Source organism: Aquitalea sp., assembly GCF_030150775.1.
GTDB classification, from domain to species: Bacteria; Pseudomonadota; Gammaproteobacteria; order Burkholderiales; family Chromobacteriaceae; genus Aquitalea; species Aquitalea denitrificans.
Genome location: NZ_JASLFG010000033.1, coordinates 66,000 through 80,941, shown reverse-complemented (window position 1 = coordinate 80,941; position 14,942 = coordinate 66,000). Strand labels below are relative to the sequence as shown.

The following is a 14,942-nucleotide window of genomic DNA, read 5'->3' as shown; positions in this document are numbered from 1 at the left end:
GCATCAGCTACAATGCCTGCCATGGAGAACATGGCAGGCAATTTTTTTCTTGTCGGGCTGATGGGTGCCGGCAAGACCACCGTAGGCAGAGCCCTGGCACGCAAGACCGGCAAAACCTTCTACGACTCGGATCATGAAATCGAGGCGCGCACCGGTGTTCGCGTTGCCACCATCTTCGAGATAGAAGGCGAATTGCGCTTTCGTGACCGCGAAAGCAGCGTGATTGCCGATCTGGCCAGGATGAACAACATCGTATTGGCCACCGGTGGCGGTGCAGTGCTGCGCCCGGAAAACCGGGCCGAGCTGTCCAGGCATGGCGTGGTGATTTACCTGCGCGCCTCCATTGATGACCTGCTGGCCCGCACCATGCACGACAAGAACCGTCCGCTGCTGCAAACCGCCGACCCGCGCGCCAAGCTGCAAAGCCTGCTGGAACAGCGCGATCCGCTTTACCGCGAAGTGGCCGACATCGTGGTCGACACCTCACAGCAAAACGTCAACCTGCTGGTCAGCCGTCTGCTCGACCAGTTGCACAATACCCCAGCCAAGACCTGAAGCACATGATCACCCTCGACCTGACCCTGCCGGATACCCGCTACCCCATTCACATTGGCCACGGACTGCTTGATCAGGCTGAGCTGATCCTGCCCCATCTGCCCATTCCCCAGGTTGCCATCATCACCAATGAAGTGGTGGCACCGCTATACCTGGAGCGTCTGACCCAGCAGCTACAAAACCATGGCGTGCATTGCATCCCGGTCATCCTGCCGGATGGTGAAGCACACAAAAACTGGCAGACGCTGAACCTGATTTTCGATGCTCTCTTGGGTGCCAATGCCGAACGCAAAACCACCCTGATCGCACTGGGTGGCGGTGTCATCGGCGACATGACCGGTTTTGCCGCTGCCTGCTATCAGCGCGGTGCACCGTTCATCCAGATTCCCACCACCCTGCTCGCTCAGGTCGACTCCTCAGTAGGTGGCAAAACCGCCATCAACCACCCCCTGGGCAAAAACATGGTCGGCGCTTTCTATCAGCCCAAGCTGGTGCTGGCCGACATGGACTTGCTGGCCACCCTGCCCGAGCGCGAACTATCCGCCGGCATCGCCGAAGTAATCAAGTACGGCCTGCTGGGCGATGCTGATTTCCTGGCCTGGCTGGAAGCCAATATGGACAAACTGCGCGCCCGCGACCCTGAAGCCCTGCAATACGCCGTGCGTCGCTCCTGCGAAATGAAGGCCGAGATTGTCGGCCAGGATGAAAAGGAACAGGGCGTACGCGCCCTGCTCAATCTGGGTCACACCTTTGGCCACGCCATCGAAGCCGGCCTTGGTTATGGACAATGGCTGCATGGCGAAGCCGTCGGTGCCGGCATGGTCCTGGCCGCCGCAGCATCCCAGGCACTGGGCTGGCTGACGCAGCATGATGTTGAACGTGCAGTGGCACTGATTGCCGCTGCCGGACTACCTGTACGCAGCCCCGACTTCGGTATGGATGAATGGATGCGCCACATGGGCCATGACAAGAAAGTGGAAAGCGGTGTCATCCGCTTTGTCCTGCTCAAGCAACTGGGGCAGGCAGTCATCCAGCCCGGCCTACCCACTGCGGTACTCGATACGCTGTTTAGCGGACCACATATCGATCCAACCATTTCCCATTGATTGCCCACTGCCCCCGTAAATCCTGAAACCTTGGTGTCATTAAGGATTTTTACGGATTGCGGGGATCTGCGGCTGCCCGAATAATCGACTGCATAATTCAAGCAGAGAGAGAATCTCGGAGGGAAGCCAAGGTGGATGCAATAACCGCATTACTGGCCAGTTTCGGCCTGATGAGTAGCTACTACATTTCCCGCCAGCTGTGGCGCAAGCTAACTTATAAAAAACCGCGCGCCCGGGGTATCGACCCGGTAGGCGAGGCCGAGGTTTTCCTGGCTTATGGCCGTAGCGGCGATGCCGTACGCGTCCTGAAAGAGGCCATGAAGGACGAACCCCAAAACCTTTCCATCAAGGTAACCCTGCTACGCGCCTATTCCTCCGAAGGCAATGGCAAGGCTTACTGCCGTCTGGCCCGCGATGTACAGGCCCAGGTCAAGGACCAGCCGGTATGGCGCACCATTCAGGAAGCCGGCCGCCAGCTGGCTCCGCAGGACCCTCTGTTCGCGGTCAAGGTCTGAATCCTGCTCATGTAAAACAGGCTGCCCACGGGCAGCCTGTTTTGCTTTGTCTATCCGTACCAGGCTGCTCAGCCTGCGTCAGCCTCCGGCTCGCGGAACTGCAGGCTGTGCAGACGGGCATACAGACCGTCCAACAGCATCAGCTGCTGATGACTGCCTTGCTCGGCCACCTTGCCCTGATGCATCACGATGATGCGATCGGCGTTCTCGATAGTGGACAAGCGGTGGGCAATTACGATGGTGGTACGATTCTTCATCAGGTTTTCCAGCGCAGCCTGCACCAGCCGTTCGGACTGGGTATCCAATGCTGATGTCGCCTCGTCCAGAATCAGTAGCGGTGCATTCTTCAGCAGTGCACGGGCAATGGCCAGCCGCTGACGCTGTCCACCGGACAGCCGCACGCCATTTTCACCGATCTGGGTATCCAGCCCCTCCGGCATCGCTTCGATGAACTCCAGCGCATTGGCAGCACGGGCAGCCTCGATGATCTGCTCGCGACTGATCGCGTGACCAGAACCATAGGCGATATTCGCGGCCACCGTGTCGTTGAACAGCACCACATCCTGGCTCACCATGGCGATATGCTGACGCAGATCGGCCAGCACGATCTCATCCAGCGCAAGGCCATCCAGGGTGATACGCCCTGACAACGGTTCGTAGAAGCGCGGAATCAGGCTGACCAGGGTGGTTTTACCGCTACCAGAAGAGCCAACCAGCGCCACTGTCTCGCCGGAATTCACCTCCAGACTCACCTGCTGCAACACTACCCGTTCAGCATTGGGATAACGGAAGGAAACATCCTCAAACCGCAGCTGGCCACGGGTTGTCGGCAGGCGTTGTGTCCCATGATCCGGCTCACCGGGTTCATCCAGGAAGTTGAACACACTCTCGGCGGCGGCCAGCCCGCGCTGCATGGCCTGGGAAATGCCGGTGATGCGCTTTATCGGCGCAAACAGCAGCATCATGGCGGTGAGAAAGGACATGAAATCGCCGGCAGTAAACGCACCGTGCTGGGCACGCATGGCAGCAAAATACAAAATGGCTGCCAGTGCACAGGCAATCATCAACTGGGTGACACCAGTATTAGCCGAACTGGCCGCGCTCTGCTTCACGCCATTACGACGAATGGCCTGCGAAGCTGTATTGAAGCGGCTTTCTTCATATTCCTCGCCACCGTAAACCTTGATCACCTTCTGGCAATCCACCCCTTCGCCCAGAATCTGCGTCAGATCTGCCATGTGTTGCTGGTTTTCCAGAGCCAGGCCGCGCAGGCGCTTGGCCACCATGCGCATGCATACTGTTACCACCGGCATCACCACCAGGCAGATGATGGTCAGTTGCCAATCGATATACAGCAACCAGGCCAGCAGGCTGATGGCAGTCACACCATCCTTGACGCTGACCGTGATGACATTAAAGCCGGCTTCGGTCACCTGGTTGACATCAAAAGAGATGCGCGAAACCAGACGTCCCGACTGATTATCGGCGTAGTACTGCACCGGCAGGCGCAGCATCTTGGCAAACATCTGCTGGCGCAGGGTTTGTACCAGATGCCCGGCCAGCCAGCTGGAGGTGTATTCGTTGATAAAGCTGGTAATCCCCCGCACCAGGAACACGCCGACAATGGCCATCGGCACCCAGACAATCGCCTTGGGATCCTTGTTGACGAAACCACCGTCGATCAGCGGCTTCATCAGCCGGGCAAACGCCGGTTCGGTCAGGGCGGCAACGGTCATGGAGACCAATGACAGGGCGAATACCTTCCAGTACTGGGCCAGATAACCCAGCAGGCGGCGGTAAATGGGCCAGCTATGTTTCAAGGTAATAGTCCAATCGGATCAATGAGATGCGGCCAACAGGCCGGAAAGACCGCTAAGGGCCATGATCTGCTGCAGATTACTGTCCGGGGCAAAACGCTGACGCACATCACGCGCACCGGCTTCAGCCATCTGACCCTGTTGCGGCATGGAATCCAGTGCCGCAGCAATGGCGGCAGCCCAGGCCTGGGCATTACCAGCTTCAACCAGCATGCCGGTCCGGCCATCTGCCACTGTCTCCGGAATGCCGCCAGTATTGCTGGCCAGTACCGGGCACTGCAGGGCCAGCGCCTCAATCTGCGACATGCCCAAGGGCTCATAAGTTGACGGCATCAGCAACAGATCGGCATGACGGTACAAGGGTGCCACTGGTGAGACCACGCCAGCCAGCAATACGCGATCAGCCAGACCAAGACGCTGGATTTCCACCTCGATCTGTTGCCGGGCCACGCCATCTCCCGCCACCAGATAGCGCCAGTGCGGATAACGGTCCCGCAGCACCGCCATGGCTTGCAAAATGGTGAGGTGCCCTTTTTCGCCACGTAACATGGCTGCATGCAGCAGCACAGGTGCGGCAGAAGCAGCCAGCCAGTCGCTGATATGGGCCGGCAGCGGCTGATTCACTGCAACATCCAGTCCGGCAAAGTCGATACCCGGATACACGACATGGATGCGATCAGGACGGATGGCGGGGTTTTGCAACAAGGCATCGCGCAGGTAATGACTGGGCACCATGGTGGCATCCACCAGCCGGTTATACGACCAAGCCGAGGGCTTGCCCGGCTGATAGGTACGGGAGCGCAGCAGGAAGGGCCGATGCAACACCAGCCTTGCCGCAATCGCCAGATTATTGCTGTCATGGCCACTGTGGCAAATGGCTAGGCGCGGCTGATGCTGGCTGATCCAGCGCCGCAGAATGGCAATCGACGGCAGATGCAGGCTGTTGCGAAAGCGGACCGGCAGCACCGCCAGGCCCTGCTGCCTGGCCACCTGTTCTACGCGCCCGCCCGGGCGACAGGCCAGCATGGTACGCAGGCCATGCTGCTGCATCTGGCGCATCTGCTGCATCAGTTGCAGCTCCTGGCCACCCACATTGTCGGATGACTCGGTAAACAACACCCAGTCAGTCATGATGCATTCCCTCCGCAGCACGGGCTGACTGGCTGATCTGCAGCAGCTGTTGCAAGGTTTTCCATGCCTCAGTGCTACTGATGGCTTCCATGCACAGGGCACGGCGACATTCATCAGCGCCATTGCCAAAACGGCGGAAACAGCGCAAGGCCCAGTCCACATCGCGATGGTGCACACTACGCTGGTTACGACAGGGGAAGATGGCAGGCCCCACCCCCAGGCAGTGATAGTGCGCAAAGAAACGGCTGGCACCAAACAACACCTCGCTACCGGGGCCAAACAGCATCAGCAATGGCGTACCCGCCACCTTGGCCAGATGCGCCACCCCGGTATCAGGGCAGACACAGGCGCGCGCGCCGGCCAGCAGCTGTCGTAGCTGCAACAAGGTTAGACAACCAGCCATGCGAACATCAGACGTCGGCGGGTCGATCTGCAGCAGCAGAGCCTCCTCACCCGGCCCGCACGACCACACCACCGCCAGTTGGGCACGGCGAATGTTATCGGCCAATTCCTGCCAGTGCGCCGCCGGCCAGAAACGTGTGGCCGAGCTGGCCCCCACATGCAGCACAACGTAGTTATCCGGCAAGGCTGGCAGGCTTTGCTGCGGCATCGGCCAGTCGCTTAGCTGATAAGGGGCAGGCTCCGGGCCATCCACCAGACGGGCGGCAGTATCGGTCCAGGCTTCAGGCTCGGTGGCATACGGAATGGCCTCATCCAGCAGCCAGTTCTTGTGCGCCGGCTGTTCATTGGCAAAGCCGACAATCCAACGCGCACCAATGGCGCGAGCCAGATAGCTAAGACGGTTCTCCCCCATCAGCAGCACCAGATCGAAACGCGGCATGGCAAACAGCTGGCATACCGAGGCGAAATGACGGATATGCCAACCGAAGGCACGCACACCATAAGGCTGGCCTGCATACAGTGCGACCTGCCCTGGCGGGCAGGCCATGACAATATCTGCCTGTGGATAACGTTGCCGCGCCTTGGCCAGCAGGCTGGTGGCCATCAAGGCATCGCCCAGCAGGAACTGGTGCAAAATCAGCACGCGCTGCACCGTTTCAGCCTCGGGTTTGTGCCGCAGCCATTGCCAGGGCAGGCGCAGCAGCAGGGACAGGAAAATCAGCGCCCGTGCGGGAAATCGACTCTCTTTCATCATGCCACGCTCACCACCGGCGGCTGTTGCCTGCTCTCTCCCTGCAACAGGCGACGATACAGTGCCATCATCTGGGCCACCATGTGCTGCTCGGTCTGTGTCAGTACCCGCTCGCGGGCCTGTCGGGCCATCTCCGGCCACTGCGCACGCGCCGCCAGCCATGCCGCCACATTTTGCTGCCAAGCCTGCGTATCCTGCGGAGCGGCCAGCCAGCCGGTCTTGCCGGGTGTAACACACTCGCCACCGCCACAGCGGGTACTGGTGAGCACCGGCAGGCCGCAGGCCAAGGCTTCAGCCACCACCGAGCCGAACGGTTCGTACAATGTCGGCAGGATGAACCCGTCAGCCATGCCGTAATGGCTGAGTACATCTTTTTGCGGGCCAGTGAAATGCACACGCGTGGCCACCCCCAGCACGCTGGCAAGCTGCTGATAATGGGCAAGCTTCTTGTCGCCGCCCACCACCACCAGATGCACGGCAGGCTGCTGCACGATGGCATGGATGGCCTGGGCCACGCCCTTGCGTTCAAAACCGGAACCGACGTATACCAGCACCGGCGCATCATCGGGGATGGCATATTGCGCACGCAAGGCGCTGCGCCGCATGCGCGCAGCCTCGGGGTTGAAGCGTGCGCTGTCCACGCCATTGTGAATCACCACGCACTGCTCCGGCTTCACCGGGAAACGTTGCAGTACGTCCTGTTTCACCATCTCGGAAATGCAGATTACCGCCCGCAGGTCTGGATGCGAGAACATGGCGCGCTCCATACGCAGCATGAAATGGTGATAAGGATTGCACCAGACCGACAGCTTGTGCCGCCAGCCCTTGCCCTCTGCGCGCGCATCCAGCCAGGCTGCGTGCACACCGTCTCCGGCGCGGAATACATGGCAGCCGGGAATGCGCTCGTGCGACTGCACCAGATCGGCACCCACCTGTTGCCAGGCCCGCCGCGCGGCACGGGCAAAGCCCCAGTCGCGCCAGATACTGCCCAGATAGAATGGATTGACGCGGCAGACAGCCACACCATCCAACTGTTCCCAATTGCGGTTGATCAGTACCGGCTCCAGTTCGGGCTGCTGTTTCAACTGGCCCAGAATGGCACTGACGATGCGTTCGGCACCGCCTGCCGGATTGTATTTCTGCCGGATAATGGCCAGACGGGTCATGCGGTTTCTCCCAGTACGGCGTCAACCGCATCCATGACTTGTTGCAGACTGATCAGATTCAGACATTCGCTGTTCCAGCCACCGCCACAGCCAGCATTGCCACACGGCCGGCACGGCACCGAGGCAGCCACCACACGGTGCGGCACCTGCCACGGCCCCCATTCGATGTCACCAGACGGGCCAAACAAGGCCACACAGGGCGTTTTCATCGCCGAGGCAATATGCATGGGCACCGAATCCACGCCGATGTACAGCCGGGCGTTATCGATGGCGGCAGCCAGTTCTTTCAGGCTGAGCTGGCCGGCCAGGCTGGCAGCAGGCATGGTCAGCCGCGACTGGATATCGGCCAGCATGGACATCTCATCCGGGCTGGGTGCGGCAGTCAGCAGTACACGCTGGCCACGCTGCTGCAGGGTATTGATCAGCGCAACCATGTTTTCCACCGTCCAGCTCTTGAACAGCCAGCGCGAGGTGGGGTGTACCAGAATGTACTGCCCGGCCTGCAAGCCCTGCTGTTCCAGTTTGGCGGCCAGGGTGGCCTCGGCATTGTGGCCGGCCACCAGCATCAGTTGACGCTGATTTTCAGCCGGATAAATCCCGATGCGCCGCAAGGCATCCAGATGGATTTCAATGGTATGGCGGCGGTTACCCGGCACTTGCAGATAGCGGTGGGTAAAGCTGTTGCGAAACAGTTTGCCGTAGCGGCCATCCGGCCCTACCGACCAGCGTGGCGACAGCAGACGCGTCAGCCATGCCCCGCGCTTGTGCTCGGTCAGGGTGATCACCAGATCGTAGCGACGCTGGCGTAAGGCAGACAGCAAATACAACTCTGCCTTGAGTTGGCCGATGGGACCCAGTTTTTTCCAGTTGCGATCTATGGTGTGCAGCTGGCTGATGGCCGGATGCAGGCTGAGCATTTCCTGCGTATCGCGGTACACCAAGGCATCGACCTCCAGATGCGGGGCCTGCTGTTTGAGCACGGAAAAAACCGGAGACGTCAGCAGCACATCCCCATGGTGACGCAATTTGATGACCAAGACGCGTCGTACCTGGGTCAGATCGATGGAGTCGTTCAGCATAGATTGGGTGAAAAAAGCCGGATCAGGCATCCGGCTCGGTATTCAGCAGTTGCAAAAGATCGGCGATTTTATCAGGGTCTTCGGATCGAAGCATGCGTCCCGCAATGGGGGCGATATCGTCCAGGTGGGTATTGAGTACCATGCGCTTCACCGCCAGCAGGCTGGCCGGGTGCATGGAGAACTTGCGGAGCCCCATGCCCAGCAGCAGCCGGGTAAGCCGCGGGTCGCCTGCCATCTCGCCGCACACCGACACCGGCACCCCACCCTTGATGCCGGTGCGGATGGTATGCAGGATCAGCTTGAGCACCGCCGGATGTACCGGGTCGTACAGATGGCTGACCGAATCGTCGTTACGGTCGATGGCCAGGGTGTACTGGATCAGGTCGTTGGTGCCGATGGACAGGAAGTCGACATATTTGATGAAACTGCCCACCACCAGCGCGGCGGACGGGATTTCAATCATCGCGCCCACTTCCACCTTTTCATCGAATGGCAGGCCTTCTTCGTGCAATTCCTGCTTGGCGTAATCCAGTTGGGCAATCGACTGTTTGAGCTCGCCCAGCGAATTGAGCATGGGGAACAGGATTTTCACCTTGCCATAGTGTGAGGCACGCAACAGCGCCCGCAACTGGGCACGGAACATCAGCGGCTCGGCCAGGCACAGGCGGATGCCGGTAAGGCCCAGTGCCGGATTGTCCGCCACGTCGTGATTCAGCCACTTGGGATTCTTGTCGGCCCCCAGGTCCATGGTGCGGATGGTGACCGGCAGGCCTTTCATGTCTTCGGCCACCTTGCGGTAGGCCTCGAACTGTTCGTTCTCGGTGGGCAGGGTGTCGCGCCCCAGAAACAAGAACTCGCTGCGGAACAGGCCCACACCGGCGGCACCGGAGCTTTTCACCACATCGACATCCTGTGGCAATTCGATATTGGCCAGCAGTTCGATCACCGTGCCATCTTTGGTTTTGGCATCGGACTTGCGGATGGAGGACAGCTTGCGCTTGGCATCGCGCCAGGCACGCTGGCGACGGCGGTATTCGCTAAGGACCAACTCATCCGGATTGACGATCAGCACGCCTTGCTGACCATCGACGATGATCTGTTCTTCTTCTCGGATCAGCTCACGGGCATGGTGCAGGGCAATGACGGAGGGCAGGTCGAGGCTGCGCCCCAAAATGGCAGTATGCGAGGTGGCACCACCCACGTCGGTGACGAAGGCAGCGAAGTTGGAGTCCTTGAAATACACCATGTCAGCCGGCGACAAGTCGTGCGCCACCAGAATGGTGTCGTCCAGCAGGTCACCCGGTGCCGGCAGTTGCGGGGCATGACCGTCCAGGTTCTTGAAAATGCGTTCCACCACCTGCAACACGTCGTTCTTGCGCTCGCGCAGGTAGTCTTCTTCGATGGCGTCAAACTGCTCCACCAGCAGGTCGCATTGCAGCTTCAATGCCCATTCGGCATTGCAGCGCTGTTTTTCAATGATTTCACGTGGCTCGCGTGAAATGGTGACGTCGCCCAGCAACATGATGTGCAAGGACAGGAAGGCACCCAGCTCGGCCGGAGCATTTTCCGGAATGCTGCCCCACAGCATTTCCAGCTCCTTGCGCGTGGCACGCACTGCCTCGTCAAAACGGGTCATCTCGGCTGGAACTTCTGCATCCTCCAGGCCGTAGTGCGCCACATCGTCCATGCTGCGCGAGATGAGATGGGCCCGGCCAATGGCGATGCCGCCACCTATGGCTACACCATGCAGGGTGATATTCATCGTCCCATCCCCTCCTCAAGCGGGCTGATTCATTCAGCCTCGTCAAAACGATTGTTGATCAGTGCCACCAGCGCATCCAGCGCTTCCTGTTCATCCGGGCCATCCACGTCCAGCTCCACGGTGGAGCCCTTGGCTGCGGCCAGCATCATCACGCCCATGATGCTCTTGCCGTTCACGCGGCGACCATTGCGGGCAATGCCCACATCGCTCTTGAAACGGCTGGCAAGCTGGGTGAATTTACTCGAAGCCCGCGCATGCAGGCCAAGTTTATTGATAATTTGTATTTCAACGCGCAGCATTACCGTCCCCTGGAAGAATATAAAGTACGCCCTCCAGCCCGCCGGTAATGGCCTTGCTGACCACGATTTCCAGCGGCTGGCTGCTATAACTGAGCGCACGCACCAGCATGGGCAGGCTGACCCCGGCAACGGCTTCCACCTTGCCCGGGTCAATCAGCCGGCTGGCAATATTGGATGGCGTGCCGCCATACATATCAGTCAGTACCACTACGCCATCGCCTTGTTCCAGGCGTGCCACCAGCGCAGAAGCCTCGACCAGTTTCTGATCCGGATCCTCGGTTTTTTCTACCGCCAGCGTGGCGATATTGTCCGGGTCCCGTCCTAATACATGCCGGGCGCAGTCGAGTAGACAGGCGCCCAGATTGCCATGAGATATGACTAGTACACCAACCATGCCTGCGTCTTCTTGTCCGTAACGATTATCGGCACACAGTCCGCTGCGGCGAACCGTGCTTCATTTCTGCTGCGAATCCGGCATTGTAGCAGGCCCGTTTTCCACCCGACGGAACCAGGCGAGTTTATCTGCCAGCGAAACGACACTGCCCACTATGATAAGCGCCGGCGATGCAACGCCATAGGACGATATCAGTGCCGGCAGGGTTTCCAGCGTTCCGCTCAGCGTACGCTGGCGCGGAGTGGTTGCCCATTCGATGACGGCTGCCGGGGTATCCGCCGGCTTGCCATGCTCGATGAAAGCGGCGCATAGCTCGGCGGCCATGGTCAGCCCCATGTACACCACCACGGTCTGATCCGGTCGGGTCAACGCCGGCCAGTCCAGATCGATGCTGCCATCTTTCTTGTGGCCGGTAACAAATGTCACCGACTGGGCGTGATCACGATGGGTCAAGGGTATACCGGCATAGCTGGCAGCGCCATTTGCTGACGTAATGCCCGGCACCACTTCAAACGGGATATTGTGCTCGGCCAGGGTTTCGATTTCCTCGCCACCACGGCCAAAGGTAAAGGGATCGCCACCCTTCAACCGTAGCACCCGCTTGCCGGACTGCGCCAGGCGCACCATCAGCTGGTTGATGTCTTCCTGCGGCAGGGTGTGATTGGCACGCGCCTTGCCCACGTAGATACGTTCGGCATCGCGTCGCACCAGCTCCAACAACTCGGGCGCCACCAGCTTGTCGTGCAGCACCACGTCGGCCTGCTGCATCAGGCGCAGGGCACGGAAAGTCAGCAGATCAGGGTTGCCCGGGCCGGCTCCCACCAGATACACCGCACCGCTGGGGCAGTCTTCCGTGCTGGCCAGCCGTTTTTCCATTTCTTCGCAGGCAACTGCCTCGCGGCCATTCATCACGGCTTCGGCTACCGGGCCTTCCAGTACCGACTCCCAGAAAGTACGCCGTGCTTCAACATCGGCAAACCGGGCTTTCACCCGCTCGCGGAAGCGGGAAGAAAATGCCGCTAGCAGGCCAAAACTGGCCGGAATGATGCTTTCCAGCCTGGCGCGTACCAGTCGCGCCAGCACCGGGACACTGCCACCGGAGGAAACCGCAATCACCAATGGCGAGCGGTCAATGATGGCAGGGGTGATGTAGGTAGAGATTTCCGGGTCGTCCACCACATTGACCGGGATATTGTGCTGCTGCGCCACTTGGGAAACCTGCTGGTTGACCGTGCGCTGATCGGTGGCCGCAATGACCAGCCGCATGCCGCTGACCATATCGTCAGCAAAATAGCCGGGCAACCACTGCAATTCGCCACGTTTGGCCATCGAGGCCAGCTCGTCCGTCATTTCGGGTGCAACCACGGTCAGCCGCGCGCCAGCGGCCTTGAGCAGGCGTACCTTGCGCAGGGCTACGTCGCCCCCGCCAACCACCAGACAGGCGGCATCTTGCAGCTTGAGAAAAATCGGAAAGTAATCCATGCATCACTCCACAACAATCGCCACAGCATACTTTATTTGTTGCATAAAAACGACGAAAACGGCGCATGTAGCCTGATTTTCGTCATCACAATTTCCATACTAAATGCCATGATTGAGATGAAGCCCTGCACCACCGGCAGAAAAGGGCAAACAAGGAAGCGGCGGGTGAACATTGAATAATTTCAGATCAGGCATGGCCATGGCAACCGTGGCGACAAGCAGTGCTCTGCTGCTGGCCAGTGGGGAAGCGTGGGCGGAGTCGGCGCGACATGCCCCCTGGGACTGGCCCTTGGCAGGCTTGCTGTGTCTGGCTACGGGTATCTGGCTGGGCAGTATCTGGCAACGGCTGCGCCAGTCCCGACTACGCATCAATGCCTTGCATTTTCATGTACAGCACTCGACCGATGCGCTGCTTGCGCTGGATGAATCTGGCCGGGTACAGGTGACAAGCCAGGGCTGTGCCGACCTGCTCGGCCATACCCCACAAAGCCTGCAGACCAGCGGCCTGCCTGCCCGGCTGTGTCAGCAGCTGCAGCAGCAAACGACATTGCTGGCACCGCCGCACTTCATAGACTGGCAAGACACCCAACAACGGCCATTGCGCCTGGGCGTGCAGCAGCTGGTGATGCCAGCCGACACCCTGCCTGCACACTGGCGGATATTACTGCTGCATACGGTCGACACCCCTCATCCCGTATCGACACCGGCCTCGACCATGCTTACGGCACTGCAGGGTGCGCGCATCGGCCTGTGCGAATTCGACCTTGATCAGGCTAGGATCAACTGCAATAGCGGCGCGCTGCACACCTTGCTGGGGCTACCGGCTGACCAAGAGACCATCTGCCTGGACGACTGGCGGCAACGCGTACATCCGGAAGACCGCAGCCTGCTGGACAATGCGCTGCAGAACATCGGGCTGGGCACGACGGCCGTACTGGATCTGGAATACCGCATGCAACATGCCGATCAGCACTGGGAATGGCTGGAGCAGATATTCCAGCCTGCCGATGCGAGCACACGCCCTCGTCATGTACAGGTGTTCAGTCAGGTCATCACACCACGCAAGCTAGCCGAAACAGCCATGCGCCGACGCGAGCTGGAATTCCGTACTCTGGTGGAAAATTCCAGTGACATCATCGCCCGCTATGATCTGGATTTGCGCTGCCAGTTTATCAACCGCAGCGTCAGCCGCTACTCGCCCATGATCCGTGACGAGCACATCGGCAAGACCGTGCATGAAAAAGGCTGGCCGGACAATGTGGTGGCCCAGTTCGAACAGGAGTGCCGTCGCCTGATCGACAGCGGCGAGCCACGTTGTTTTGAAATGGAGCTGCTGTCGCACAACCGGCGCTACATTTTTGAAACCCGCCTGTTTCCCGAATTCGACAGCAACGGCAAGCTGACCAGCATCCTGTCGGTAGATCGCGAAATTACCGACAGCCGGCAGGCCAACCGCCTGCTGAGCGAAGAAAACGCCGTGATGGAGATGATTGCCGCCAATCAGCCGCTGGAGGATATCCTGGGCCAGATCTGTACCATGATCGAATCCCAGCTCACTGGCGGATGCTGTTCGGTGATGTTGCTGACAGAAGACGGCGAGCACCTGCACGTGGCCTCCGGCAACAAGCTACCAGCCGGGTACCTTGCCATCATCGAAGGCATTGCTATTGGCCCTCAGGTGGGTTCTTGCGGCACTGCGGCCTACTTCAAGCGCACCATCATCGTTGACGATATGGAAAACAGCCCGCTATGGCAGCCCTATCTGGAGCTGATCCGCCCCTTCGGGCTGCGCGCTTGCTGGTCGACACCGCTATTTAGCAGCCAGCGCGAGCTACTGGGCACCTTTGCCATTTACTACAACGAGCCCCGCACACCGAACCCGGATGAAATGCGCCTGGTCTACCGTAGCTCGCATATCACCGCCATCGCCCTGCAGCGCGACCAGCATGAAAAAAAGCTGTTCCAGCTAGCCACCATGGACGAGCTGACCCGGCTGGACAACCGCCGCAACTTCCTGCTGCAAGCCGCGCGCGAACTCAAGCGCAGCCAGCGCAACGGCACGGACATGGCCGTACTGATGATGGATCTGGACCACTTCAAGAACATCAACGATGCCTATGGCCATGCGGCGGGCGATCAGGTGATCACCCATTTTGCCAAGCTGTGCCGCCAGATTCTGCGCGCAACCGATCTGGCCGGACGGCTCGGCGGCGAGGAGTTTGCCGCCTTGCTGCCGGAGGCCGACAGCACACATGCACTGGCCGTGGCGGAAAGATTACGCACCGCGGTGAATGACAGCCGGGTCGAGGCCAACGGTCAGCAGATTCACTACACGGTGAGCATCGGCCTGTCCCTGTTGCGCGATAGCGATCAGCATGTGGACGACCTGCTGAAACGGGCAGACAAACTGCTCTATCAGGCCAAGCACCAAGGCCGCAATCAAGTGTGCCACGACCTGATGCTGAAACTCGTCTGACCGGTGC

13 protein-coding genes are annotated in these 14,942 nt (G+C 59.8%); 4 read left to right on the top strand and 9 right to left on the bottom strand.

Features of this window, described 5'->3' with window-relative positions; translation table 11 throughout:
* Positions 1-12 precede the first annotated feature (12 nt).
* The 3 genes from aroK to QVF59_RS10890 all read left to right on the top strand — a co-directional run bounded on the left by aroK (position 13) and on the right by QVF59_RS10890 (position 2,176).
* Positions 13-555, top strand: coding sequence for a shikimate kinase AroK (gene aroK, locus QVF59_RS10900; protein ID WP_159874765.1), 543 nt, complete (start codon positions 13-15; stop codon positions 553-555).
* 5 nt (positions 556-560) lie between these two features.
* The gene (gene aroB, locus QVF59_RS10895; RefSeq protein WP_287879744.1) at positions 561-1,661 is read left to right on the top strand and encodes a 3-dehydroquinate synthase; all 1,101 of its coding nucleotides are present in this window, start codon (positions 561-563) and stop codon (positions 1,659-1,661) included.
* Positions 1,662-1,792: 131 nt separating this feature from the next.
* Entirely contained in the window at positions 1,793-2,176 is a 384-nt protein-coding gene (locus QVF59_RS10890) for a type IV pilus assembly protein FimV (RefSeq protein WP_240902573.1), read from the top strand.
* Between the two features lie 68 nt (positions 2,177-2,244).
* On the opposite strand, the gene msbA is transcribed toward QVF59_RS10890, so the two are convergent.
* From msbA to cysG, 9 genes are read right to left on the bottom strand one after another with little or no spacing between them, the layout of a single operon-like run.
* On the bottom strand, positions 2,245-3,996 hold the full coding sequence (gene msbA / locus QVF59_RS10885) for a lipid A export permease/ATP-binding protein MsbA (protein WP_287879740.1): 1,752 nt from the start codon (positions 3,994-3,996) through the stop codon (positions 2,245-2,247).
* An 18-nt stretch (positions 3,997-4,014) separates the two neighbouring features.
* Positions 4,015-5,124, bottom strand: a complete 1,110-nt coding sequence (locus QVF59_RS10880; RefSeq protein ID WP_287879738.1) for a glycosyltransferase — start codon at positions 5,122-5,124, stop codon at positions 4,015-4,017.
* Entirely contained in the window at positions 5,117-6,280 is a 1,164-nt protein-coding gene (locus QVF59_RS10875; protein ID WP_287879735.1) for a glycosyltransferase family 9 protein, read from the bottom strand. Before QVF59_RS10875 ends, QVF59_RS10880 begins: the two co-directional genes overlap by 8 nt.
* On the bottom strand, positions 6,277-7,443 hold the full coding sequence (locus QVF59_RS10870; protein ID WP_159874761.1) for a glycosyltransferase family 4 protein: 1,167 nt from the start codon (positions 7,441-7,443) through the stop codon (positions 6,277-6,279). Before QVF59_RS10870 ends, QVF59_RS10875 begins: the two co-directional genes overlap by 4 nt.
* On the bottom strand, positions 7,440-8,522 hold the full coding sequence (rfaQ, locus tag QVF59_RS10865; RefSeq protein WP_159874760.1) for a putative lipopolysaccharide heptosyltransferase III: 1,083 nt from the start codon (positions 8,520-8,522) through the stop codon (positions 7,440-7,442). Before rfaQ ends, QVF59_RS10870 begins: the two co-directional genes overlap by 4 nt.
* A 22-nt stretch (positions 8,523-8,544) precedes the next feature.
* Complete coding sequence (gene ptsP / locus QVF59_RS10860) at positions 8,545-10,284, bottom strand: phosphoenolpyruvate--protein phosphotransferase (RefSeq protein WP_159874759.1); 1,740 nt, start codon at positions 10,282-10,284, stop codon at positions 8,545-8,547.
* 29 nt (positions 10,285-10,313) lie between these two features.
* Entirely contained in the window at positions 10,314-10,583 is a 270-nt protein-coding gene (locus QVF59_RS10855) for an HPr family phosphocarrier protein (protein WP_089083589.1), read from the bottom strand.
* Positions 10,570-10,977 (bottom strand): PTS sugar transporter subunit IIA, encoded by a 408-nt coding sequence (locus QVF59_RS10850; protein WP_045847764.1) that lies wholly within the window; start codon positions 10,975-10,977, stop codon positions 10,570-10,572. The genes QVF59_RS10855 and QVF59_RS10850 overlap by 14 nt, the downstream gene beginning before the upstream one ends.
* 60 nt (positions 10,978-11,037) lie before the next feature.
* Entirely contained in the window at positions 11,038-12,459 is a 1,422-nt protein-coding gene (gene cysG, locus QVF59_RS10845; RefSeq protein WP_159874758.1) for a siroheme synthase CysG, read from the bottom strand.
* A 193-nt stretch (positions 12,460-12,652) separates the two neighbouring features.
* Here cysG and QVF59_RS10840 point away from each other — a divergent pair, with 193 nt between their 5' ends.
* The gene (locus QVF59_RS10840) at positions 12,653-14,935 is read left to right on the top strand and encodes a sensor domain-containing diguanylate cyclase (RefSeq protein WP_287879726.1); all 2,283 of its coding nucleotides are present in this window, start codon (positions 12,653-12,655) and stop codon (positions 14,933-14,935) included.
* Positions 14,936-14,942: the final 7 nt, after the last annotated feature.

Excerpts from the sequence above, each read along its gene's own strand:
- aroK (WP_159874765.1), top strand. The coding sequence starts at position 13 with ATGCCTGCCATGGAGAACATGGCAGGCAATTTTTTTCTTGTCGGGCTG.
- aroB (WP_287879744.1), top strand. The coding sequence starts at position 561 with ATGATCACCCTCGACCTGACCCTGCCGGATACCCGCTACCCCATTCAC.
- QVF59_RS10880 (WP_287879738.1), bottom strand. The coding sequence starts at position 5,124 with ATGACTGACTGGGTGTTGTTTACCGAGTCATCCGACAATGTGGGTGGC.
- QVF59_RS10875 (WP_287879735.1), bottom strand. The coding sequence starts at position 6,280 with ATGATGAAAGAGAGTCGATTTCCCGCACGGGCGCTGATTTTCCTGTCC.
- QVF59_RS10870 (WP_159874761.1), bottom strand. The coding sequence starts at position 7,443 with ATGACCCGTCTGGCCATTATCCGGCAGAAATACAATCCGGCAGGCGGT.
- rfaQ (WP_159874760.1), bottom strand. The coding sequence starts at position 8,522 with ATGCTGAACGACTCCATCGATCTGACCCAGGTACGACGCGTCTTGGTC.
- ptsP (WP_159874759.1), bottom strand. The coding sequence starts at position 10,284 with ATGAATATCACCCTGCATGGTGTAGCCATAGGTGGCGGCATCGCCATT.
- QVF59_RS10855 (WP_089083589.1), bottom strand. The coding sequence starts at position 10,583 with ATGCTGCGCGTTGAAATACAAATTATCAATAAACTTGGCCTGCATGCG.
- QVF59_RS10850 (WP_045847764.1), bottom strand. The coding sequence starts at position 10,977 with ATGGTTGGTGTACTAGTCATATCTCATGGCAATCTGGGCGCCTGTCTA.
- cysG (WP_159874758.1), bottom strand. The coding sequence starts at position 12,459 with ATGGATTACTTTCCGATTTTTCTCAAGCTGCAAGATGCCGCCTGTCTG.
- QVF59_RS10840 (WP_287879726.1), top strand. The coding sequence starts at position 12,653 with ATGGCCATGGCAACCGTGGCGACAAGCAGTGCTCTGCTGCTGGCCAGT.